Annotated in this window: 19 protein-coding genes; 6 read left to right on the top strand and 13 right to left on the bottom strand. The window is 73.3% G+C overall.

Annotated features, from left to right (window positions below):
- Window positions 1–64 precede the first annotated feature (64 nt).
- The gene (locus ACWCXX_RS06200; protein WP_451124833.1) at window positions 65–1279 is read left to right on the top strand and encodes an ROK family protein; all 1215 of its coding nucleotides are present in this window, start codon (window positions 65–67) and stop codon (window positions 1277–1279) included.
- A 367-nt stretch (window positions 1280–1646) separates the two neighbouring features.
- Window positions 1647–1937: an SHOCT domain-containing protein gene (locus tag ACWCXX_RS06195; RefSeq protein WP_451124831.1), complete on the top strand. Its 291-nt coding sequence runs from the start codon at window positions 1647–1649 to the stop codon at window positions 1935–1937.
- 108 nt (window positions 1938–2045) lie between these two features.
- Here the strand turns inward: ACWCXX_RS06195 and ACWCXX_RS06190 are convergent, their stop codons facing one another.
- Both ACWCXX_RS06190 and ACWCXX_RS06185 read right to left on the bottom strand, forming a co-directional pair.
- The gene (locus tag ACWCXX_RS06190) at window positions 2046–2567 is read right to left on the bottom strand and encodes an ATP-binding protein (protein ID WP_451124829.1); all 522 of its coding nucleotides are present in this window, start codon (window positions 2565–2567) and stop codon (window positions 2046–2048) included.
- A gap of 188 nt (window positions 2568–2755) precedes the next feature.
- Complete coding sequence (locus ACWCXX_RS06185) at window positions 2756–3073, bottom strand: hypothetical protein (RefSeq protein WP_451124827.1); 318 nt, start codon at window positions 3071–3073, stop codon at window positions 2756–2758.
- A 195-nt stretch (window positions 3074–3268) separates the two neighbouring features.
- Here ACWCXX_RS06185 and ACWCXX_RS06180 point away from each other — a divergent pair, with 195 nt between their 5' ends.
- Window positions 3269–4402 (top strand): PLP-dependent cysteine synthase family protein, encoded by a 1134-nt coding sequence (locus ACWCXX_RS06180; RefSeq protein ID WP_451124825.1) that lies wholly within the window; start codon window positions 3269–3271, stop codon window positions 4400–4402.
- Between the two features lie 29 nt (window positions 4403–4431).
- On the opposite strand, the gene ACWCXX_RS06175 is transcribed toward ACWCXX_RS06180, so the two are convergent.
- From ACWCXX_RS06175 to ACWCXX_RS06160, 4 genes are all read right to left on the bottom strand, one after another.
- Complete coding sequence (locus tag ACWCXX_RS06175) at window positions 4432–4911, bottom strand: SRPBCC family protein (RefSeq protein WP_451124823.1); 480 nt, start codon at window positions 4909–4911, stop codon at window positions 4432–4434.
- Between the two features lie 61 nt (window positions 4912–4972).
- Window positions 4973–6520 carry an SDR family oxidoreductase gene (locus tag ACWCXX_RS06170; protein WP_451124821.1) on the bottom strand — a complete coding sequence of 516 codons (1548 nt, stop codon included), beginning with the start codon at window positions 6518–6520 and terminating at the stop codon, window positions 4973–4975.
- A gap of 86 nt (window positions 6521–6606) precedes the next feature.
- Window positions 6607–7056 carry an SRPBCC family protein gene (locus ACWCXX_RS06165; RefSeq protein WP_451124819.1) on the bottom strand — a complete coding sequence of 150 codons (450 nt, stop codon included), beginning with the start codon at window positions 7054–7056 and terminating at the stop codon, window positions 6607–6609.
- A gap of 106 nt (window positions 7057–7162) precedes the next feature.
- Window positions 7163–7999 carry a DeoR/GlpR family DNA-binding transcription regulator gene (locus tag ACWCXX_RS06160; protein ID WP_451124817.1) on the bottom strand — a complete coding sequence of 279 codons (837 nt, stop codon included), beginning with the start codon at window positions 7997–7999 and terminating at the stop codon, window positions 7163–7165.
- A 187-nt stretch (window positions 8000–8186) separates the two neighbouring features.
- On the opposite strand from ACWCXX_RS06160, the gene ACWCXX_RS06155 reads away from it, so the two are divergent.
- Window positions 8187–10565, top strand: a complete 2379-nt coding sequence (locus tag ACWCXX_RS06155) for a hypothetical protein (RefSeq protein ID WP_451124815.1) — start codon at window positions 8187–8189, stop codon at window positions 10563–10565.
- On the opposite strand, the gene ACWCXX_RS06150 is transcribed toward ACWCXX_RS06155, so the two are convergent.
- The 7 genes from ACWCXX_RS06150 to ACWCXX_RS06120 all read right to left on the bottom strand — a co-directional run bounded on the left by ACWCXX_RS06150 (window position 10535) and on the right by ACWCXX_RS06120 (window position 19031).
- Window positions 10535–12976: a right-handed parallel beta-helix repeat-containing protein gene (locus ACWCXX_RS06150; protein WP_451124813.1), complete on the bottom strand. Its 2442-nt coding sequence runs from the start codon at window positions 12974–12976 to the stop codon at window positions 10535–10537. The two genes, ACWCXX_RS06155 and ACWCXX_RS06150, sit on opposite strands and share 31 nt — an antisense overlap.
- Before the next feature lie 154 nt (window positions 12977–13130).
- Window positions 13131–13739 carry an Rv1733c family protein gene (locus ACWCXX_RS06145; RefSeq protein WP_451124811.1) on the bottom strand — a complete coding sequence of 203 codons (609 nt, stop codon included), beginning with the start codon at window positions 13737–13739 and terminating at the stop codon, window positions 13131–13133.
- A gap of 224 nt (window positions 13740–13963) precedes the next feature.
- A complete protein-coding gene (locus ACWCXX_RS06140) occupies window positions 13964–14443 on the bottom strand; it encodes a DUF6643 family protein (RefSeq protein WP_451124809.1) in 480 nt (159 codons plus the stop codon).
- A 441-nt stretch (window positions 14444–14884) separates the two neighbouring features.
- Window positions 14885–15934: an RNA ligase family protein gene (locus tag ACWCXX_RS06135; protein ID WP_451124808.1), complete on the bottom strand. Its 1050-nt coding sequence runs from the start codon at window positions 15932–15934 to the stop codon at window positions 14885–14887.
- A 505-nt stretch (window positions 15935–16439) separates the two neighbouring features.
- Window positions 16440–17225: an FAD:protein FMN transferase gene (locus tag ACWCXX_RS06130; RefSeq protein ID WP_451124806.1), complete on the bottom strand. Its 786-nt coding sequence runs from the start codon at window positions 17223–17225 to the stop codon at window positions 16440–16442.
- A complete protein-coding gene (locus ACWCXX_RS06125; RefSeq protein ID WP_451124804.1) occupies window positions 17218–17652 on the bottom strand; it encodes an FMN-binding protein in 435 nt (144 codons plus the stop codon). Before ACWCXX_RS06125 ends, ACWCXX_RS06130 begins: the two co-directional genes overlap by 8 nt.
- A gap of 8 nt (window positions 17653–17660) precedes the next feature.
- Window positions 17661–19031, bottom strand: coding sequence for a ferredoxin reductase family protein (locus ACWCXX_RS06120; RefSeq protein WP_451124802.1), 1371 nt, complete (start codon window positions 19029–19031; stop codon window positions 17661–17663).
- A 149-nt stretch (window positions 19032–19180) separates the two neighbouring features.
- Here ACWCXX_RS06120 and ACWCXX_RS06115 point away from each other — a divergent pair, with 149 nt between their 5' ends.
- Both ACWCXX_RS06115 and ACWCXX_RS06110 read left to right on the top strand, forming a co-directional pair.
- Entirely contained in the window at window positions 19181–19912 is a 732-nt protein-coding gene (locus ACWCXX_RS06115) for a response regulator transcription factor (protein WP_451124800.1), read from the top strand.
- Window positions 19909–21408, top strand: coding sequence for a sensor histidine kinase (locus ACWCXX_RS06110; protein ID WP_451124798.1), 1500 nt, complete (start codon window positions 19909–19911; stop codon window positions 21406–21408). Before ACWCXX_RS06115 ends, ACWCXX_RS06110 begins: the two co-directional genes overlap by 4 nt.
- Window positions 21409–21588 lie beyond the last annotated feature (180 nt).

The raw sequence follows: 21588 nt of genomic DNA, 5'->3' as shown, positions 1-21588 counted from the left end.
CGAGGGGCCAGACCGCGCCACCGGGGCGTCGGAGGCACCCTCGGAGCGTGGGAGACTCGCCCCCATGAACGGCAAGGTGTCCACCACCCGGACAAAGCTGGAGAGGGGCCGCAGCGCGCTCGGGCCCGCGCTGGAACTGATCCATACCGGACGCGCGCCCACCCGCGCGGTCCTCACCTCCGAACTGGGGGTGACCAGGGCGACGGCCGGTGCGGTCGCCGCGGAGCTGGAGGCGCTCGGCCTGATCCGGGTCGACTCCCGCCCCGGCTCCGCCGCCGGCTCGCAGGGCAGGCCCTCGCACCGGCTGGCGGTCCGGGAGTCCGGCCCCGTCGCCGTCGCCGCCCAGGTGCACGCCGACGGGTTCCGGGCCGCCCTCGTCGGACTCGGCGGGCGGCTGGTGGCCACCGCCCCCGGCTGCGTCACGGTCACGGCGGACCCGGCACAGGTCATCGGTGAAGTGGTCGACGCCTGCGCCCGGTTGCTGCAGGAGAGCGGACTGCGCTGCGTCGGCGCCGGTCTCGCGGTCCCGTCGGCGGTCGCCGAACCGGAGGGCAACGCGCTCAACCCGCTGCACATCGCCTGGCCCGCCGGTGCCCCGGTGAGCGAGATCTTCGCCACCCGCGTACGCGAGGCGGGCATCACCGGACCCGCGTTCACGGGGAACGACGTCAACCTCGCCGCGCTCGCCGAGCACCGGCACGGCGCCGGCCGGGGCGCCCGACACCTGCTCTGCGTGGCCACCGGCCACCGCGGCGTGGGCGGCGCCCTGGTGCTCGACGGCCGCCTGCACACCGGGAGTTCGGGGCTCGCGCTGGAAGTGGGCCATCTCACGGTGAACCCCGAGGGACGCCCCTGCCACTGCGGCGGCCGGGGCTGTCTGGACGTCGAGGCCGACCCGCTGGCCTTCCTCGTCGCCGCCCGCCGCGAACCCGGCCCGGAGGAGTCCCTGCTCAAGCAGGCCGGCGATCTGCTGCGCACGGAGTACGAGGACGCGGAGGTGCGGGGCGCCGCCGAGGAACTCATCGACCGGCTCGGCCTCGGGCTCGCCGGACTGGTCAACATCCTCAACCCGGACCGCATCATCCTCGGCGGACTGCACCGGGCCCTGCTCGACGCCGATCCGGAGCGGCTGCGCGCGGTGGTGGCCGACCGGAGCCTGTGGGGGCGCAGCGGCAGCGTGCCGATCCTGCCCTGCACGCTCGACCACAACAGTCTGGTGGGCGCGGCGGAACTGGCCTGGCAGCCGGTGCTGGACGACCCGCTGGCCGCCCTCGCCTGACGAGGGATCAGGACCTGGCCGACCGGCCACGGACCCGAGCGTCCGGCTCTTCGGCCGGGGCCCGTCGACGGGCCTGCCCGCCCGCTGCCGGCCCCGGGGCCCACGTAGCGGCGCTCCCACCCGGGCTCCCGGGCGGCCTCGACCGGGCGGTCCGAAGCACTCACGATTCGGTGGCGCACAGCGGCCGGCAGGCGTGGAGAATCCGGCCCGGCCGGTGACGGGAGCAGCGAAGGGGCCGCCGCGTACTCCCGAGGGGGTACGCGCACGGCCGCCGGTCGCACGACGACCCGGACCCCCTGCCGGGGGCAGTCTCGGAGGCGTCGGGAAAAACCTGGACGCGAACCCCCGAACGAGGGAGCTGACCGAGATGAACACCCTGGCGCACAGCGGCGGACCCGGGCCCTGGATCCTCCTCTTCCCGCTCTTCTGGGCGACCGTCGTCATCGGCGGCGTCACCCTGCTGCGCAGGACCCTCCGGCGCGGTGGGCGGCCCCCCTGGCAGGCCCGTATCCCGGCGGAGGCACCCGCCGAACCGTCGCCGATCACCCTGCTCGGCCGCCGCTTCGCGGCTGGGGAGATCGACGAGGACGAGTACTGGCGCAGGCTCTCCGTCCTGGACGAGCAGTTCGGCCGCGGCGGCAAGGGGGCGGGGGTGTGAGCGACGCTCCCGTCCCGGCGCGCGGCGGAGGGCCGGCGGGACGGCCGGACGCCCGGCGGCCGTACGGTGCCGACGCCGTACCGGACCACCGGGAACCGGGGGCGGCCCTCAGCCGACCACCGCCGACCGTGCCACGGAAGGCATCCCGAGCTCCGGCTCGATGACGAGGTCCGGCTCGAACGGGCCGTCGGTGGTTGCCCCGTACACCGAATGCGGTGCCGGTGCGGCACACCGGGGAGGGGCCGTAAGGGTGAACCAGACGACCTTGCCGGCCCCGCCGCTCGGGCGGACCCCCCAGCTCTCGCTGACCGCGGCGATCAACGCGAGCCCGCGCCCCGACGTACTGGACGCGCTCGCCTCGCGCACGGTGGGCAGCCGTGGGTCGTGGTCGTGGACGGACACCATCAGCCGTTCGAGCAGCAACTCGATCTCGACGGTGCACGACTTGTCCGGCTGGGCGTGCCGGTGAACATTGGTCAGCAGTTCGGTGACGCCGAGCGCGGCCTGGTCGATCAAGGGATCGAGATGCCAGTAGCGCAACTGCGCCGAGATGATTCTGCGGACCTGACCGATCCGCGACGGCAGGGCCTGGAGCTCCACCGTGCAGTGCCTGCTTGGCTCGCTGATCACGGCTGCGACTCCCCGAAATAGGTCCGGAAGAAGACGGAGTGACGGATGCGGCAGCCGACTGGCTGCTGAATCCGGTCCCGGCGGCACGTACCACAGTGTCACCGCCGGTGAACCATGAGTGATGCGTGTCCAATGTCACCCAGGGCTCGCCGCTCCGCAACTCGCGGGGTTCCGGTGGCGCCGCCGGATCAGCTCGTCCGGCCGCCCGCGCTGCGCAGCGTCTCGAGGAAACGACGGGCCGGTCCGGTCCGGTCCGGTCCGTGGTTGCGCTGCCCCATCGTCAGCCGGTACCGCGTCCCGTTGAGCCGGGCCACGGCAGCCCCGGCGCCGGCGAACCACGGCCTGCCCGCGCTCACCGCCACCACCGGCGCGCTGTCGATCTCCCGTCCGTTGCTGGTCAGCAGGGCCAGCCTGCCGTCCTTGACGATCACCTGCCCGGCCCGCGTGAGTGAGCGGGCCCAGCGTTCGATCCGTACCCCCGTGGCACTGAACTCCGTTTCCGGCATGACGGCTTCGCCCCCTTCGTGATGCTTCTGAGGGGAAGTCTGCACAAGCGGGGGCCGACGCGCCAGGCCGCGTCACCGACCGTTCGGCCCCCTGGGGCCAAGGCCGGGCTATGGGACCTCAAAGTAAACGTTTGTGCAGGTGGGGGGAATATCGTGGGAAGCAGGCAGTCCGGTCGTACGAGGAGGAGCGCGCTGATGGGCATCGTCGAGCACAGGGGTGAGGGGCGTGTCGCGGCGACCGTCGACATCGACCGCTCCGACGTCGGCTACCGGGTCTGGCTCAAGGAGGCGGTCCGCAAGGTCCAGGCCGACGCCAACCGCTCCGCCGACACCCATCTGCTGCGTTTCCCGCTGCCCGAGGCGTGGGGCATCGACCTCTACCTGAAGGACGAGTCGACGCACCCCACCGGCAGCCTCAAGCACCGGCTGGCCCGCTCGCTCTTCCTCTACGGGCTCTGCAACGGCTGGATCCGGCCGGACAAGCCGGTGATCGAGGCGTCCAGCGGTTCGACGGCCGTCTCGGAGGCGTACTTCGCCAAACTGATCGGCGTGCCGTTCATCGCCGTGATGCCCCGCACCACGAGCCCCGAGAAGTGCCGGCTGATCGAATTCCACGGCGGCCGCTGCCACTTCGTGGACGACTCGCGGAAAATGTACGAGGAGTCCGCCACGCTCGCCGAGGAGACCGGCGGCCACTACATGGACCAGTTCACCTACGCCGAGCGGGCCACCGACTGGCGCGGCAACAACAACATCGCCGAGTCGATCTACCAGCAGTTGAAGCTGGAGCGCTACCCGGAGCCGACGTGGATCGTCGCCACGGCGGGGACCGGCGGCACCTCGGCGACCATCGCCCGCTACGTGCACTACATGCAGTTCGACACCCGGATCTGTGTCCCCGACCCGGAGAACTCCTGTTTCTTCGACGGCTGGACCCGGCACGACCCCCTGGCCACCAGCGACTGCGGCTCCCGGATCGAGGGCATCGGCAGGCCCCGGATGGAGCCGAGCTTCGTGCCCGGGGCCATCGACCGGATGATGAAGGTGCCGGACGCGGCCAGCGTCGCGGCCGTGCGCGCCCTGGAGAAGGCCATCGGCCGCAAGGCGGGCGGCTCCACCGGGACCGGGCTGTGGAGCGCGTTCAAACTGGTCGCGGAAATGGTCGCGCAGGGCAGCAGGGGCAGCGTCGTCACCCTGATCTGCGACCCGGGCGACCGCTACCTCGACAAGTACTACTCCGACAGCTGGCTCGCCGACCAGGGCCTGGACATCGCCCCGTACACGGCGACCGTCGAGTCCTTCCTCGCCGACGGGAAGTGGCCCTGCTAGGACGTGTCCCGGAAGTCCCGCCGGGGAGTTCAGGATGCCCGGCCGGCCAGCCGCCTGTCGAGATTGCGCACCGCGTCCCGGAAGGCCCGTCCCATCCCCGGCCGGCCCAGCCGCAGGGCGGCCCGGAAGGGCGCGGAACCGTCGACGGCGAACGTCCACTGCACCCGGGTCCCCGCCCCGGCCGGGGTGAGCCGCCACTCCTCCAACAGGGCGCGCACCCCGGGGGCGTTGGCCTCGTCGACCCGGTAGGCGTACCGTTCGCCGGGCTCCGCCGCCACGATCGTCTCGCGGAGCGCCCCGCCTCCCTTGAGCCGGATCTCGCGGCCCGCGCCGTCCTCGGTCGGCCGGGCCGCCGTCACCGCCGTGAACCAGTCGGGCCAGCCCGGCACGTCGTCGGCGAGCGCGCGGTAGACGGCGTCGGCCGGTGCGGACACCTCGGCGGCGAAGACCAGCCGCAGCGGGGCGGAGTCGATGAAGTCGAGCCCCACGGAACGGAGTCGGCGTGGCATGGAACGCACCTCCCGTGCGATCGGTGGCGGACGGGCCGCGCACACCATAGCTGGCGTACCGTCAGATGTCTTCGTGCGCCCGGCGGTCGGCCGGGGGACCGGGCGGAGGGCCGGACGGGGCGCTCCGGGCGGCCGCGGTGATGTTCCGGGCCATGCCGCCGAACACCACCGCGTGGAACGGCCACACGCTCCACCAGTAGGCATGGCCCAGCAGCCCGCGCGGATGGAACAGGGCCCGCTGCCGGTAGACCGTCCGCCCCCGCTCGTCCCGGCCCACCGAGAGCTCCAGCCAGGCCGGACCCGGCAGCCGCATCTCCGCGCGCAGCCGCAGCAGTTCGCCCGGCACGATCTCCTCCACGCGCCAGAAGTCCAGCGAGTCCCCGACCCGCAGCCGCTGCGCGTCCCGCCGCCCGCGCCGCAGCCCGACGCCCCCGACGATCCGGTCCAGCCACCCCCGTACGGCCCAGGCGAGCGGGAAGGAGTACCAGCCGTTCTCGCCGCCGATGCCCTCGATCACCCGCCAGAGTGCGTCCGGCGCCACCGGCACCGTCAGCTCCCGCTCGTCGCGGTAGAGGCTCCCGCCGGCCCAGTCGGGGTCGGTGGGCAGCGGGTCGCTGGGCGCACCCGCCACTGCGGCGGACGACCAGCGGGTGTCCACCCGGGCCTCCTTGACCCGTTGGAGGGCCAGCCGCAGCGCCCGGTCGAAACCGATGACGCCGTCCGGCGGATCGGGCACGTACCGGGCGATGTCGTGCTCGCGGCAGACCACCTCGTGGCGCAACGACTCCGCCAGCGGGCGGGCGATGGCGGGCGGCACCGGGGTCACCAGCCCGATCCACAGGCCGGAGAGCCCTGGGGTGAGCACCGGCACGGGCAGGATCAGCCGCCGCGGCAGCCCGGCGACCTCGGCGTAGCGCCGCATCATGTCCCGGTACGTCATGACGTCCGGCCCGCCGATGTCGAACGTGCGGTTCACCTCGGCGGGCAGGGTGGCGCAGCCGACGAGGTACCGCACGACGTCCCGCACCGCGATCGGCTGGATCGAGGTGCGCACCCAGCTCGGGGTGATCATCAGCGGCAGCCGTTCGGTGAGGTGGCGCAGGATCTCGAACGAGGCCGAGCCCGACCCGATGACGACCGCGGCCCGCAGCACGGCCGTCGGCACCCCGGAATCCAGCAGGATCCGCCCCACCTCGGTCCGTGACCGCAGATGCGGCGACAGCTCCCGCTCGGGCACCCCGGCCGGGGTGAGCCCGCCGAGGTAGACGATCCGGCCGACCCCCGCCGCCCGCGCCTGCTCGCCGAAGATCCGGGCCGCCTCGCGGTCCCGCTCCTCGAACCCGGGCCCGGAGCCGAGCGCGTGCACCAGGTAGTACGCCACGTCCACACCGGCCATCGCCGCCCGCACCGACGCGGCGTCCCCCACGTCGCCCTCGACCACCTCGACCCGGTCCACCCACGGATGGTCCCGCAGCTTGCGCGGGGTCCTGGCCAGCGCGCGCACCCGATGGCCGGCGTCGAGGAGCGCGGGCACCAGCCTGCCGCCGATGTACCCGGAGGCACCGGTCACCAGACAGCGCAGCCGCGCGTCACCGGAGGATTCGTCCACCCGCCCGAGTCTCGCACCGATCACCGCACGGGGCGGGCGGAGGACTCCGAACGGCGGCACCCGGACCACGCCTGCCCGGTCACCCGCTACGGCCGCCGGACCGCGGGATCCAGCAGACTGTCGAGCACCCGGCCGAAGACCCGGCGGCCCGCACCGGCGAGCAGCGGATCACTCCACCGCGGCAGCAGCCGGACGGTCAGCTCCTCCACCCACACCACATGCGATCCGGAACCGGTCGGATACACATCGATCGAGGCCCGGCCCCGGACCAGCCGACCGCGCTTCTCCAGCCCGCACAGCCCCGCGCGCCCGGCCGCGGGCGGAGTCCACCGCACCACTTCCATCGGATCGTCGAACCCCAGCGGGCCCATCCCCGTACGGGCCACGAAGACCGTCCCGACCGAGGTGGGCGCTTTCGTGAGCACGGTGATCCTGGTCAGCGGAACCTGTGCGGCATGCCGCTCCCAGTCCGTGACGCGGCGCCAGCACTCGGCCGCGGTCAAGGAGCTGAAACGCTCGATCCGGAATACTGCCACGCCGCGATCCTAGGGCGTTTTTCGAAAGTCTCGCCCGGCTCTTGACCGTCCCGGGGAGGACAAACGGAATCCGTCGCCGGCCGATGGGGCCAGGACGCCGACCGGCTCAGGACTCGCGGTCCGCCGCCCGGCCCGCCACCACCAGGCCCGGCAGATGCTCCTCGACCTCCGCACGGGCCGCGGCCGGCAGACCGTCGTCCGTCACGAACGTGTCGACCTGCTCCAGCGTCGCGAACGAACTCAGACCCACCGTGCCCCACTTGGTGTGATCGGCGACCACCACCACGCGCCGCGCCGACCGCACGAAGCGGCGGTTCGTCTCGGCCTCCGCCAGATTCGGCGTGGAGAGACCGGCCTCCACCGAGATCCCGTGCACCCCGAGGAACAGCACGTCGAAGTGGAGGGAATCGATCGCCCGGTCGGCCACCGGACCGACCAGCGAGTCCGACGGGGTCCGCACCCCGCCGGTGAGCACCACCGTCGCCGCCCCGGCCCGCGCCTCCGAAGCGGCCCCCGACCGCCGGGCGGAGTGGAACACGTCGGAGACCCGGACCGAATTGGTCACCACCGTCAGATCCGGTACGTCCAGCAGTCGTTGGGCGAGCGCGTACGTCGTCGTGCCGCCGGAGAGCGCGATGGCGCTGCCGGGCGCCGCCATGGCCGCCGCCGTCCGCGCGATGTCCTCCTTGGCGGTCAGCTCCAGCGCCGACTTGGCCTCGAAACCGGGTTCGTGCGTACTGGCCCCGGCCACCGGAACGGCTCCGCCGTGCACCTTCTCCACGACCCCCATGCGGGACAACACGTCCAGATCCCGGCGAACGGTCATGTCGGAGACGCTGAGCCTGCGGGTCAGCTCGTTGACCCGTACCCCGCCGCGCCTGCGCACCTCGTCGAGGATCAGGGCGCGCCGCTGCTCCGCGAGCAGATTCTGATTCTCGCTCAACGCGGGGTCCCGTCCTTCCATCCGGCCGTGCGGCAGCCTCTTCGAACGGGGTCATCCTGCCACGCGGTGTGGCCGGCCGCCGCACCGGGGAGATTCGGGGAGAGGGTGCGGACACCACCCCTCTTCCACGATTCTGGTGACACCGCATCAGCAACTCCCCCCACGACAGAGAGAGCGAGTCACCTCAGTGCCACCTGCCACCCCGGCCCCGCAGAGTCCCGGGCCCGCGCTGGAACTGCTGGTCCACGGCGTGGGCGGCACCACCCCCCAGGAAATGCTCGACGACCCCTCCACGGTCAGGATCACCGGTGACGCGACCGCCGCCATCTACCGGCGCGCCGACGACAAGGACGCCGAACAGCACCCGGAGCGCTACCGCGACCGGCCCATCGCCGAGGCCTACTGCTGGTCCAACCTGACCTCCGGGAACGGCTCCCGCGCCCTGTGGCTGCTGCTCCTGCCGTTCATGGTGGTCAACCTCGCCCACTGGATGCGCCCGACCGCCAGGAGCCGCACCCGCGCGGTGCGCCTGTACGGCGTCCTCGTCCGGCTCCTCGCCCTCAGCCTCACGGTCCTGCTGACCGCGGCGGCCTGCGAGGTCGCGCTCGACCTGGCGGCCTGGCAGTGCGCGGGCGTCCCGGCCTGCTCGAACCAGCGCTCCTGGCTCGGCTTCCTGTCCACGGCCCAGGGCGGCTGGTGGTCCCAGCCGGGCCGCCGGCTCGCCCTCGCCGCCCTGGTGCCCACCGCCCTGGTCGCGCTCCTCTGGTTCCTGTCCAACCGGACCTGGAGCGCGTACGAATCACAGCGCCCGCTCACCGGTTTGGAACCCGACGACGACACCTTCGCCGAACCGGTCGCCGAACCCGGCGGTCGCCCCGCCCTCGGCCGCCCCGGATTCTGGTACGGCCGCCGCCTGGTCGCCCGGCTGCGCGCCGCCCACACCGCCGCCGGATTCCTGACGGTCGCCGCGTCGGTCGCGGGGGCCGCCGCCCGCCACGACCGCGCGGTCACCGGCCCCGTACCGGACCTCTTCGGCCGGCTGATCGAGGCGGCGCTGGCCGGGGGCGCGCTCGTCGTGCTCTGGGTCGTCTGCCGCCGCGGCCGCAGCGAACGCCGCCTCGACAACCGGCTCGACCGCGCGCTCATCGCCTACCTGCCCGGTGCGGCCCTGACCCTGCTGCTCCTCGCCGCCGGGTACGCCGCCTGGTCCCGCCCCGACTGGACCTCCTCCGGCACCCTGCCCGGCGACTTCGCCTTCAGCGCCATCGCCCTCGGCCAGGGGACCCTCGTCGTCGTGCTCGCCGCGGTGGCCCTGAGCCTGTACCGCCGGACCCCCGAACCCCGCACCGTCATGTACGGACTCGGCGGACCCGTGGTCGCGATGCTCGCCTGCGCCCTCGGCGGCGTCATGAGCGGCGGGGTCTCCCAGCGCGTCGCCGACTGGCTCGACGGCCCCGGCACCCCCGGCATGGGCAGGGGCTCCGTCATCGAGGGACCGCCGGTGCTGCTCAGCTGGCAGGCGTCCGTCATCCCCGTCCTCCTGGTACTGCTGGCCGTCCCCGCCCTCCTGCTGCTCGTACGGACCTGGTTCGCCGCCCGCGCCCTGGAGCCCGGGATCGACCAGGAGTACGAGGAGGAGCGGCCGGACCCCGCCCGGACCCGGCAGATCGCCCGCATCCGGGCCACGGCCGCCCTCACCGATTCCGCGCCCTGGATCCTCGGCCCGGTCTGCGCCGCCACCCTGCTGCTCGGCGCGGGGGCGGTCTGCGGAGCCTGGATGAGCGGAGAAGTGCCGGGGCTCGCGATGAAGGGCAGCGGCCCGTTCGTCGAGTCCCTCGCGCAGGCCGCCCAGTCGACCGGCTCCTGGATGGTCGGACTCGGCTTCATACTCTTCGTCACCTGGGGCCGGCGCGCCTACCGCGACGCCTCCGCCCGGCGCACCATCGGCATCCTCTGGGACGTCGGCACCTTCTGGCCGCGCGCCGCCCATCCCTTCGCACCGCCCTGCTACGCCGAACGGGCCGTCCCCGACCTGGCGTCACGGATGTCCGGCTGGACCGCGCTCACCCGGGGCAGGCTCGTCATCTCCGGACACTCCCAGGGCAGCGTCCTCGCGGCGTCCGCGGTCTGGCAACTGCCCGCCGGAACCCGCAGGCGGGTCGCCCTGCTCACCTACGGCTCGCCGATCGAGCGACTGTACGGGCGCTGGTTCCCGGCCTACTTCGGCCCCGTACCGCTGGGGGCGCTGCACCGGTCCGTGCACTGCTGGCGCAACCTGTGGCGGGCCACCGACCCGATCGGCGGCCGGGTCCGCCTCGACGGGGGACCGGGGCCCGAGGTGGACCGGGGACCGCTGAAGGACCCCCTGGTCTACGGGCGGACCCGGGAACACCCGCTGCCCGAAGCCGTTCTGGGGCACTCCGACTACCAGGCCGACCCGGTCTTCGCCCAGGAACGGGCCGCGCTGCTGGACCGGCTGGACCCGGTCCTGCCCCGCCAGGCCGACGGGGCGGCCGACGCCGGACCCACCCGCTCTCAGGGGAGTTCGGGCAGGTCCTCCGGGTAGAGCAGGCTGAGGTCGTCCGTGCTCGGCTCGGCGAGCTGGGCGACCCGGCCCGCGTGCCGCTCCACCATCGACTCGAAGGTCTGGCGCGCGGTGCGGCCGTTGCCGAACGCGGGCCCCTTGGGAAGCTCCGTGAAGTACTTCAGCAACGCCTCACCGGTCCCGTCGGCCAGGCTGTACTCGTGCTCGTCGGACTGCTGCTCCACGATCCGCAGCAGTTCGGCGGGCTCGTAGTCGCTGAAGGTGATGGTCCGTGAGAAACGCGACGCCACACCGGGGTTGATGGTGAGGAACCGCTCCATCTCGTGGGTGTACCCGGCGACGATGACGACCACCGCGTCCCGGTGGTCCTCCATCAGCTTCACGAGCGTGTCGATCGCCTCCCGGCCGAAGTCCCGGCCGGAGTCCTCGGGTGACAGGGCGTACGCCTCGTCGACGAACAGAACTCCGCCGCGCGCCCGGTCGAACGCCTCCTGCGTGCGGATGGCGGTCGAACCGATGTGCTCACCGACCAGATCGACCCGGGACACCTCGACCAGATGACCCCGCTCCAGGACCCCGAGCGAGGCGAGGATCTCGCCGTACAGCCGCGCCACGGTGGTCTTGCCGGTGCCGGGGGAGCCGGTGAAGACGAGATGGCGCCGGACCGACGCGGCCTTGAGCCCGGCCTCCCGGCGCCGACGGCCGACCTCGATCATGTCGGTGAGGGCGCGCACCTCCCGCTTGACGCTGTCCAGCCCCACCAGCGCGTCCAGTTCACCGAGAACGGCGTCCGGCGAACGCGCCGGTTCGACGGCGGCGGGCGCCTCGGCCGGGGCGGGCTCCGCGGCGCGCTGTCCGGGCACCCCGCCGAGCAGCCCGGGGGCCGACTGGGTCGCCGTCAGCACGGTGGGGGCCGGGGGCGCGGGGGAGCGCAGTGCGCTCTCGTCGCTCGTGCAGTCCTCGACGACGGGGCCGGTGCCCTGGCCGTCGCCGTGCGCGGCGACGGGCTCGGCGAACTCGTAGCCCCCGCGCGAGCACCGTTCGGTACGGCAACGGGTCAGCGTCGTGCGGCAGCCGTCCATCACGTGGAAGCCGTAGCCGTCGCTGCCGGTGACCCGGCACTGGCGGAACGTGCCGCGGCCCTCGGCGGAGACGTAGAAACCGGCCTCGGCGGTCGAGGTGACCGTGCAGCGCTCGATCGTCGGGTCGGCGCCCTTGGTGACGATCACTCCGGTCTGCACCGCGTCGACGGTGCAGTTGTTCAGCGTGCCGCCGCTGCCGTGGTCGCGGAACCAGGCGCCGGTGGACGCCTCCCGGACCCGGCAGTCGTCGAGCTGCGCGGTCGCCCCGTCGCTCACCGACACCGCGGTGTTGCGCACCTGGGACAGATCGCTGTCCACGACGTCGGCGCGCGAGCCCCGGTCGAGCACGAAGATGGCGTCCGGCACGTCGTGGACCCGGCAGGAGTCCAGTATCACGGTCGCCCCGTCGCTCACCCAGACCGCGGGATAGTCGCCCGTACTGTCGTAGATCTCGCACTGGTTGGCGTCGACCCGGGTGCCGGGGTCCCAGACGGAGAGGCCGTTGCGGCCGAACCGGCGCACCGTGGAACGGGTCAGGGTGAGCACCGAACGGGAACGCAGATCCACCGCGTTCTCCGGGATGTCGTGGATGTCGCAGTCGGCGAGCGTCAGTACGGCGTCGGTGTCGAGCGTGACGCCGTCCGCCGAAGTCCGGTGCACCGTGCACTCGCCGAGGTGGGCGGAGGCACGGGCGGTCACCTGGATCCCGCTGCCCTTGACCTCGTACACCTCGCAGCCGACCCCCTCCAGGCCGCTGCCCTCCCCGGTGACGCTCAGCCCCGCGCCCGAGGCGTGGTGGACCCGGCAGCGCTCCAGACGGGGGTGTGCGCCGTCGCGCACCGAGACCCCGGCCTGCCCGGCGGAGACGACCTCGCACTCCTCGAACACCCCGCCCGCGCCGTCGAGCACGGCGATGCCGACCCCGGCCGGATTGTCGACGGTGCAGCGGCGCACGGTCGGCCGGGCCGCACCGCGCACCTCGATCCCGGTGGCGGAACGGGTCACGATCCGCAGGTCCGCGATCTCCGGCGCGCCGTCCTCGACGAGCAGCGCCGGGGCGGTCGAGTCCTGGCCCTCCACGTGCAGGTCCGAGACGACGGCGGAGGCGCGGACGGTCAGCGGCACGCCGTCGGCCGGCGCGATCCGCACGGAGCCGACGGACCCCTCCGGGCCCCGCAGGGTCACCGCGCGGTGCAGGACCAGATTCTCCCGGTACGTGCCCGGTGCGACGGTGAGGACGTCGCCGTCCGCCGCGGCCTCCAGGGCTGCGGTGAGGGAGGCGTATTCGCCTGTGCGGCGCCGCCACCGCGATGTGCCGGTGTGCGTCACCTGGACCGTGCCCTGTGCCATGGCGCTGTTGTGCCCCCACCTCGTGCGTGCGTGATGCCCGGGTCACCGGCCTTCCGGCAACGGCGGAACCCGGGGCGCGCCCGCCGGGAAGGACGGGCGGGCCGGTCCACCGTAGCGCGCGCGGCGGGCGGGAGTTGTCCGGATCAGGAGGTCGTCAGTTGCCGGTCCCGGTCCTGCCCCAGTCCGGACCGACCTCGGCCCAGGCCCGGTCGATCCGGGCGTACCGCCTGCGCGTCATGCCCCCGACCGCCAGCCGACGGCCGCCCTCGACCAGCCCGGCGGCGAGCAGGGCCGCCCCGATGCCGGCCAGCACCGCGTGGGTGCGGGCGGTCGGGGCGTCCATGGGACGCTGCGCGGCGCGGCCGTCGGGGCCGATCCAGATCTCCACCTTCGAACCGGGTCTGACGCTGCGTGAGGAGGCCGTGACCGTCCCGCGGCGGGCCGTGCCGTCCGGGGCCTTCCAGCGCGCCACCACCGGGATCCGCGAACCCTGCTCCGTGGCGACCTCGGGATCGGTGACCAGCAGCGACGCCCCCGGCGCCAGCCGCACCACGACCGCGGTGGTGGCACGGAGCCGGGCCCGCTGCTCCCGTACCGTCCTCTGCAGGGCCTCGTCGGTGAGCGCGCCGCAGATCCAGCCCAGGGCCGGTGCCGCCACCACCACGAGGAGCAGCGCGACGAGAGCCACCCACGCCTCGCACCGGTCGGTGGCGCGGCGCAGGGGATTGCGGCGCCAACGCCATACTCCGGTAACCGCTCGCACAGTCCGGCACCCCCCTTCCCGCCTCCGTCATAACCCGGTGCGGCACGCTTCGGGTGCTGAAGGAGCGAAGAGAGAGCAACTTCACCCGGCCGGTGCGGTGATCGGCCCGCGGGTTTCCGTGCGACGGGCCGGGCCGACGGACCGTCCGCCGCCGGAACGCCGGGGTCGCCGCCGAGTCCCCATGGCTCGACGACGACCCCGTGCGTTCGTGCGTGACCGCCGGCTCAGTACCCCCGGCCCTGGTACGGGCGGTTGTACGGGTCCTCGTAGGGCGCGGGCGCCGGGGCGGGGCGCGGCGAGGCCGGACGCATCGCCTCGTACCCCGTGCCCGGAGCGGGCCGCTGGTACTGCTGCTGCGGCTGGGGCGGCTGGTACCCGCCGCGGGCCGCGGTCGGCTGCTGCGGGATGTACGGCGCCGGGGCGTGCTGCAGTTGGGCGGGCTGCATCGGCGCGTAACCCTGCTGAGCCGCCGGCTGCGGGTAGCCGTACGACGGACCGGGCTGGGAAGGCGCCGCGGGAAGCGCCGGCAGGGCCGCCGGGAGAGCCGGCAGATGGCTGTTGCCGGTGTCATAGGCGGCAGGCACTCGGATCGGAGCGATCTGAGGGGTGCCCCGCTCCGCGACCAGGGAGTCGTAGATCGGAGTGTCGGGGAACGACGAGGTGGCGTAGTAGCCACCGCCGAAGGTGGAGCGGGGGGAGGTCATGACACCTAAGTTAAGCCCACGATGTGCTGGTTGGGGAGTCCTAATCTTGGGGTCATCCTATTTATGCTGGTTCTGTCGGCCTGGCCTGCTAAAACGCAGATAAAGCTTCCGTCGGCGGCAGGGGTTTTTCCGTCGGCGGCCCCCACGGCCGGTGAGAAGTCGCGCACGGGCCGCAAAGGACGCCGCCCGTGCGGCACTCGTCGGGAACGGAAGACTTCGACCCGGGCGCCCGGGACCCCTGCGGGTATCGGGAGATCGCCGACGGCAATCGCGGCGCAGTGTCGGGTGCCTGCATGTTTGGCGTACCCGGGCCGGGGTACTTACGTTTTCCGGTGGCTTCGGTTTCGGCTTCGGATTCGACATCTGGCATGAGCCGATCAACCGCACCCGACTGATGCCTTTACCCACCGGGCCTTTCACCGGGACGACTGATTACGGTCGTCACCGTATGCCTTCTCCGCCTTTCCGGGAGGGGCTGCGGTCCTCGGCGTCGAAGACCGCCAGGGAGAGTGCCCCGGGCAGAAGTGCTCGTTCCAGAGGACGCAGGAGTGTGTCCTCCAAACCTCCCAGCGCTTCGGCGAGTTCTTCCGAAACATCCCGGGTGATCTCCTCCGCCACGGTGTCCACCGGAGTGCGGGGGCCCAGCTTGCTGACCACGGCGGCCGCGCGGGTGGGGGTGAGGAGTGCCGAGGCCTGGGCCAGGAGCCAGGCGGGAACTCCGGCCGCTCCCCGGGGTGGTGGCAGATAGGGACGTGCGCCGTCGAACCGCTCGTCCTCCGCGAAAGACTTCTGCTTCACCTTGGCCACCGGGCGGATGCCCGCGCCCGCGGAACCCTTCTCCGGCCACTCACCGGCTGGTTTGAGGACATAGCCTTCGGCGAGATTGTCCGCCAGTTCGGGCAGTTCGAAGAGGGCCGGCACCTTCGTGGGGAAGGCGCACGGCAGCTCCTGAAGCCCGTTCAGCGCGCCGCGCCCGAGAACGGGAGGACAGACGAGCCCTGCGGCGGCTGCGGCCTTGCGCAGAGCGCGGTCGGAGACCCAGCAGCGCCCCTCGGCCGTCTCGACCGATGCGTCGAACGGCAGCCAGTGCAGCCCCGGCGAGTACCACACGCCCGTCTGCACCGGCTCGGCCCCGGCAACGGCGGGAACATCCGGGTGCGGATAGCTTCCACCGGCCAGCTCGCCGTAGACCGTCACCACCGCGGCCTCACCCCGCGCACTGCACAGCGCGGAAGCGAAACGGGCCGCCGCCACCGACAGCACCGGCCAGATTCTGCTCACGCCGAAGAAACCGTCCAACGCCTCGTCGCCCAGCAGTTCACGCCGCTTCGCCGGACGAACCCCCGTGCCGTCACACACCACCGCGAAGTGCGCTCCGTGCACCTTTTCTACGGCGACCCACTCCCGGACCCCGGACACCCCACGCCCTCCCTTCGCGGAGATCTTGGGATACGGCCGCAGTGTGGAACCCTCGGACACGAAGTCGGACATGAGGAGGATCATCGCTCTCCGGCGGGGCAGGGGCAACCGACATTCACCGTGCCGACTTCGAAGGACCAATACGGGCGAGACAGCTGCAACTGTCCCTGCACGCCTGCGAGAAGGAACGGAACGGCCAGTGGCGACGACGGGCCGGTCCTGGTCCCGGTCCGGTGACTTCGGCCGGCTGCCCTGCGCTCCGGGGCATGCCAGTTCCCCCCTCGGGGCCAGGGGATGCCGGTGACCACCGCGACGGCGCACCCGACGCCCGGGACGGAGAATCCGTACAGGCACCGGACTTCACCGCGCCGGAGAACGCATCGCCGTTCAGGACGACCAGATCCCGCCCGGCGGTACGGGCGATGTCGGCGGCGTCCCACGTCGCACGCCCGGGACCGTCTGTCCTCGGGGCGCCGCCGGGCCGTCCCGGGAGGAGTGACGGGAGTTCCTCCCCGGGGTTCCGTACGCCGGATCGGGCGGCACGCGCCGAATCGGCCGTACCCGGTGGGCCGATGGGTCACATGACCGGAGACGGCGTCGCCGGCCGGGCTCCCGAGCACCTGGACCGCTCCGGCGCCGTCCAGGTCGATCCGTCCGGCGCCACTGCGAATGCGGCGATTCCGGGCTGCCCGGCCAGCCACGCCCTGGCCTCTGCGCCCATGGAGTACGCGGCCGTCGCCAGCATGTCGGCCTCCGTCAGGGAAGCGGCCGTCACGGTCAGTGAGGCCAGGGCGTGGGACGGTGCCGCGCCGGTGTGCGGGTCGAGGATGTGGCAGCCGCGTTCGGCGGGGCCCGAGGTGGCGATGGCGAGCGGGCCTGCGGTGTGCTCGACGAGGGCGGCGAGCCTGCCCGGTTGCAGCGGATGACTGATGCCCACGCGCCAGGGACCGCCGTGGAGTTGGACGTCGCCGCCGCCGTTGAGGCAGAGATGTCGTGCGCCTGCCTCCCGGAGCAGGAGTGCCGCACGCTCCACCGCCCAGCCCTTGACCAGGCCGCTGGGATCGAAGGCCCCCGAGTACCGGGCGTCGAACCAGCCGCCGGTGCGCCGACGGGCCTCGGCGCACAGGTCCAGGACCTCGTGCAGTTCCGGCTCCCACTTCCCGGGCACGGACTCGCCCCGAGCCACGCGGCTGACGGCGCTGTCGTCCCGGTAGGGGGAGAAGACCTCGTCGAGGTGGTGCAGCAGGGCCTCGGCCGCGTCGAATGCCTTGCGGAGAAAGGGAGTCGGCGCGGCACGTACCGTGAAGGAGAAAACGGTGCCCATGGTGTGCACCACGCGGTGCAGCTCGGGTCGCTCAGCCATGGGCCCGGTCCAGTGCGCTCTGGAGGGAACCGATGTAGCCCCCGCTCGTGTAGGTCGCGCCGGAGACGGAATCGACGTGGGCGCTCTGCGCGTCCAGGGTCTCCCGGACGAGAACGGGTATCGCGGACGCATTGATCTGCAGACTGCGGGGGTCACCGCCCGGCGACCGCACGGCCCGCGCGGCCGTGATCCTCGAACCGTCGAGGGTGAGCTCCACCCGGACGGGCCCGTAGCGGGTCTGGACGACGGCTCCGGTGACCGTCCGGGTGCCCGGGGAACCAGGACCGGAGCCGGCGCTCGGGGGCGTCCCGGTGGACGGCACGGCGACGGACGTCACATGGTGGGGCTTGAGGGACAGCGCGAGGACCGTCACGGTGACGGTGGCGGCACAGGTCAGTACAGTGCGGCGGACGGAGTGGGCGCGCATGGCGGGGCTCACAGTTCGAAGGACTCGTGGTGGATGCGGGACGCGGGTACTCCCGCCTCCCGCAGGGCGTCGTACGCGGCCAGCGAGAGACCCCTCGGGCCGCACAGGTACACGTCGTGGCGGTCGATGTCCGGGAGAAGCGCCCTGAGCCGGTCCGCGGTGATCGGGGCCCGCGTGCCGTCAGGAGCGTTGAGGACGTACACGAGGCGGGCGCCGCGCGCGGCGGCGACGGCCTCCAGCTCGCCGCGCAGCGCCAGCTCCTCGGCGGTGCGCGCCCGGTAGAGGAGGGTCAGGTCGCCGGGCGCGGCGGGCAGCGTCTCGAACAGGGTGCGCAGCGGTGTGATCCCGGTGCCGCCCGCGATCAACAGCACCTTCCCGCGCCTGCGCCGCCCGGCGGTCAGCGCTCCGTACGGTCCCTCCGCCCACACCCGGGTGCCGCGAGGCAGGGTGGCGACGGCGGCGCTGTGGTCGCCGAGGGCCTTGACGGTGATGCGCATCAGACCGCCGCGCGGCACGGCCGACAGCGAGTACGGATGACAGGCGCCCCACATGCCCCGGGTCAAGAAGCGCCAGCGCAGGAACTGCCCCGGTCGGGCGCCGAGCCGGTCGAGGCGGTGACCGCGCAGCCAGACGGAGTACACACCGGGTGCCTCCGGCACGACGGAGTCCACGCGAATCCGGTGCCGCAGATTGAGGCGCAGCGGCGTCAGCACGCGGAACCACAGGACCAGGCAGGCCACGAGGATGTACAGGGTGTACCAGGCGGCGCGGGTCGGCGCGCTGCCCACGAAGTCGGCGCCGAGCGCCAGCTGGTGCGAGAAGGCCAGGAACACGGCGGCGTACGTGAACAGGTGGAGGTGGTACCAGGTCTCGTAGCGCATCCGGCGGCGCACGGCGCGCACCGAGACGCAGCCCACGGCCAGCAGGACGACGGCCGCCGCCGTGCCCTTGAGCATCTCGGGCAGGTCGAACACGATCGTGCCGAGTTCGGGCAACGGGCCCACGTGCGCCTGAGCGGCGTAGCCGAGCGTGATCAGCACGACGTGGCCGACGAGGAGGCCGATCGTCCAGCGTCCCGCCGACGCGTGCCAGCGTGCGGTCCGGACGCTGCCCACCCCCGACTCCAGCCACGGCACCCGCGCCATCAGGGCGACCAGCAGGGCACACATGTATCCGCACAGCAGCCCGGTGATCCGGCCCGCCCCGGTCAGCCAGTCGCCCGCGCCGACGACCGCGCCCGTGTCCCGCCACCACAGGGCGAGTACGGCGAGACCGCCCGCCCACGCGGCGGCGAGCAGCGGGGCGGCGGGCGACCGGCGCCGGGGCGGGCCGGGCGCGCGGTGCCGTACCGGCGGCGGGCGGTGGATCGCGGTGGCCATGACGGTCTCCTCACGGGCGAACGGACTGCCCACTGTGGTGCCGCAACCTCTGAGCCGGCTCTGAACGGCGCCGGGGTGCGACCCGTTCGGAAAGCCCGGGGACACCTTCAGAGGAAACCCAGAGGATTCCGGGGGATGCTGGTACGGCCATGAATCCACGCCACGCAGCCCTGGCCCGCCCCGACGGCACCCCCGTGCGCGTCCTCGTCGTCGACGACGAGCCCGACCTCGCGGAGGTCGTCACCGGAGCCCTGCGCTACGAGGGCTGGGAGGTGCGCAGCGCGGGCACGGCACGGGCCGCCCTCCACGAAGCCCGCGCCTTCCGGCCCGACGCCGTCGTCCTGGACCTCATGCTGCCGGACCGCGACGGCCTGGCGGTCCTGCGCGAGCTGCGCGCCGAGCAGCCGCACGTGTGTGTGCTGTTCCTCACCGCGCGCGACACCGTCGAGGACCGTATCGCCGGGATCACGGCGGGCGGCGACGACTACGTGACCAAGCCGTTCAGCCTCGGGGAACTCGTCGCACGAGTGCGTGGGCTGCTGCGCCGCGCCGGGATGACGCGCGAGCGGGCGGCCGACTCACTGCTGGTCGTCGGCGACCTGGAGCTGGACGAGGACGCGTACGAGGTCACCCGGGGCGGCGACCCGATCGACCTGTCGCCGACCGAGTTCCAGCTGCTGCGCTGCCTCATGCGCAACGCACGTCATGTCCTGAGCAAGGCGCAGCTGCTCGACCTGGTCTGGTCCTACGACTTCGGCGGTGGGGCCCACGTCGTCGAGCTGTACATCTCGTACCTCCGCAAGAAGATCGACGCGGGCCGTGAACCCATGATCCACACGGTGCGGGGCGCCGGGTACGTGCTGAAGCCGGTGGGCCGGTGAGGTGGCCGCGGCCGTACACGCTGCGCGCCCGGCTGACCGTGGGGCTGCTGGTACTGCTCGCTCTCGGGTGCGCCGCGGTGGGCGGCGCGGCCGTCCTGGAGCTCGACAGGTTCCTCACCGACCGGCTCGACCAGCAGCTGTCCGACACGGGCGGCGCGTTCGCGGCGAGCCTGGAGCACCCGGGAACGGGCCACGACGACCACGACGGGGACGAACGCGGCGACACCCGCCGCCAGGCCATCGGCACGCTCGGGGTCCGTATCGTCCACGGCGGCGTCACCAACGCCGCCGTGGTGCGGCGCGGCGAAGGCCCCGCCGACCTGGTCACCCTCGACCTCGGCAGTGGCGACGCCCGAGCCCTCGCGGCCGTGCCCGGTGACGGGCACGGGCACAGTGTCGAGCTGTCCGCCCTCGGCGACTACCGGGTGATGGCCTGGCGGGGGAAGGACGGCGACGTGCTGATCACCGGGCTGCCCCTGGAGCCCGTCGAGGCCGCCGTGCACCGGCTCGAACTGGTCGCGGGCAGCGTCTTCGGCCTGGCACTGGCCGGTGCGGGTGTCGCGGGGGCACTGTGGGTCCGCCGGTCGCTGCGCCCGCTCGGCCGGGTCGCCGGCACCGCGATCCGGGTCAGCGAACTTCCACTCGCCAGCGGGGAAGTGGCGCTGCCGGCCCGCGTGCCCGACACCCGGCCGCGCAGCGCGGAGGTCGACGGCGTCACACTCGCGTTCAACCGGATGCTGGGCCACGTCGAGGACGCCCTCACCCAGCGGCAGCGCAGCGAGGAACGCCTGCGCAGCTTCTCCGCCGACGCGAGCCACGAACTGCGCACCCCCGTGGCCTCGGTGCGCGGCCACGCCGAACTGGCCCTGCTGCACCCGGGCCCCGTGCCGCCCGAGGTGACCCGGGCCCTGGAGCGGATCGCCGCGGAGTCGGGCCGGATGGGAGCCATGGTCGACGACCTGCTGCTGCTCGCACGTCTCGACGCGGGCCGGCCTCTGGAGCGCGGGCCGGTCGACCTGACCCGGCTCGTCCTGGACGCCGTCACCGACGCGCGCGCCGCCGGTCCGGGCCACCGGTGGTCCCTGGAACTCCCGGAGGAACCGGTCGTCGTCCCCGGCGACGCCCACCGCCTCCACCAGCTCCTCGCCAATCTCCTCGCCAACGCCCGTCTGCACACGCCGCCGGGAACCACCGTCACCACGGGCGTCGCACCGGACGAGGACGGCGCGGTCCGGCTCACGGTCGCCGACGACGGCCCCGGCATCCCGGCCGCGCTCCGCGACCACCTCTTCGAGCGGTTCGTCCACGGTGAGGGCCCGCGCGGCCCCGACGGCGGCGGCACGGGCCTCGGCCTTTCCATCGTCACGGCCGTCGCCACCGCGCACGGCGGCACGGCGGCCGTGACGAGCGAACCGGGCGCGACGACGTTCACGGTGCGCCTGCCGGTTCACGGGCCCGGCCAGGAGGCGCCCGGCGGATCGTGCCCGGAGCCGTGAGCGGATCGCCGCCGCGGTGACCGGGCGGTGGAAGACGTGGGCCCGCCCGGCACAGTGGATTCCTTCATCGGCACGGCGAAAGCGAACACCGGCACGGTGGAAGCGAACCGGACGGCTGCTCCTCACCGCCCTGCCCGTGGGCGCGACCGGGAGCGCGTGGAGAGGGAGAACCACGGCCGG

The organism is Streptomyces sp. NPDC001732 (assembly GCF_053596315.1).
Note: the sequence above shows the minus strand (reverse complement) of the source record. Positions and strands in the feature narration are given on the sequence as shown.

Excerpts from the sequence above, each read along its gene's own strand:
- ACWCXX_RS06140 (WP_451124809.1), bottom strand. The coding sequence starts at position 14,443 with ATGACCTCCCCCCGCTCCACCTTCGGCGGTGGCTACTACGCCACCTCG.
- ACWCXX_RS06120 (WP_451124802.1), bottom strand. The coding sequence starts at position 19,031 with ATGGCCACCGCGATCCACCGCCCGCCGCCGGTACGGCACCGCGCGCCC.
- ACWCXX_RS06185 (WP_451124827.1), bottom strand. The coding sequence starts at position 3,073 with ATGCCGGAAACGGAGTTCAGTGCCACGGGGGTACGGATCGAACGCTGG.
- ACWCXX_RS06180 (WP_451124825.1), top strand. The coding sequence starts at position 3,269 with ATGGGCATCGTCGAGCACAGGGGTGAGGGGCGTGTCGCGGCGACCGTC.
- ACWCXX_RS06135 (WP_451124808.1), bottom strand. The coding sequence starts at position 15,934 with ATGTCCGACTTCGTGTCCGAGGGTTCCACACTGCGGCCGTATCCCAAG.
- ACWCXX_RS06115 (WP_451124800.1), top strand. The coding sequence starts at position 19,181 with ATGAATCCACGCCACGCAGCCCTGGCCCGCCCCGACGGCACCCCCGTG.
- ACWCXX_RS06150 (WP_451124813.1), bottom strand. The coding sequence starts at position 12,976 with ATGGCACAGGGCACGGTCCAGGTGACGCACACCGGCACATCGCGGTGG.
- ACWCXX_RS06195 (WP_451124831.1), top strand. The coding sequence starts at position 1,647 with ATGAACACCCTGGCGCACAGCGGCGGACCCGGGCCCTGGATCCTCCTC.
- ACWCXX_RS06125 (WP_451124804.1), bottom strand. The coding sequence starts at position 17,652 with ATGCGCGCCCACTCCGTCCGCCGCACTGTACTGACCTGTGCCGCCACC.
- ACWCXX_RS06130 (WP_451124806.1), bottom strand. The coding sequence starts at position 17,225 with ATGGCTGAGCGACCCGAGCTGCACCGCGTGGTGCACACCATGGGCACC.
- ACWCXX_RS06200 (WP_451124833.1), top strand. The coding sequence starts at position 65 with ATGAACGGCAAGGTGTCCACCACCCGGACAAAGCTGGAGAGGGGCCGC.
- ACWCXX_RS06175 (WP_451124823.1), bottom strand. The coding sequence starts at position 4,911 with ATGCCACGCCGACTCCGTTCCGTGGGGCTCGACTTCATCGACTCCGCC.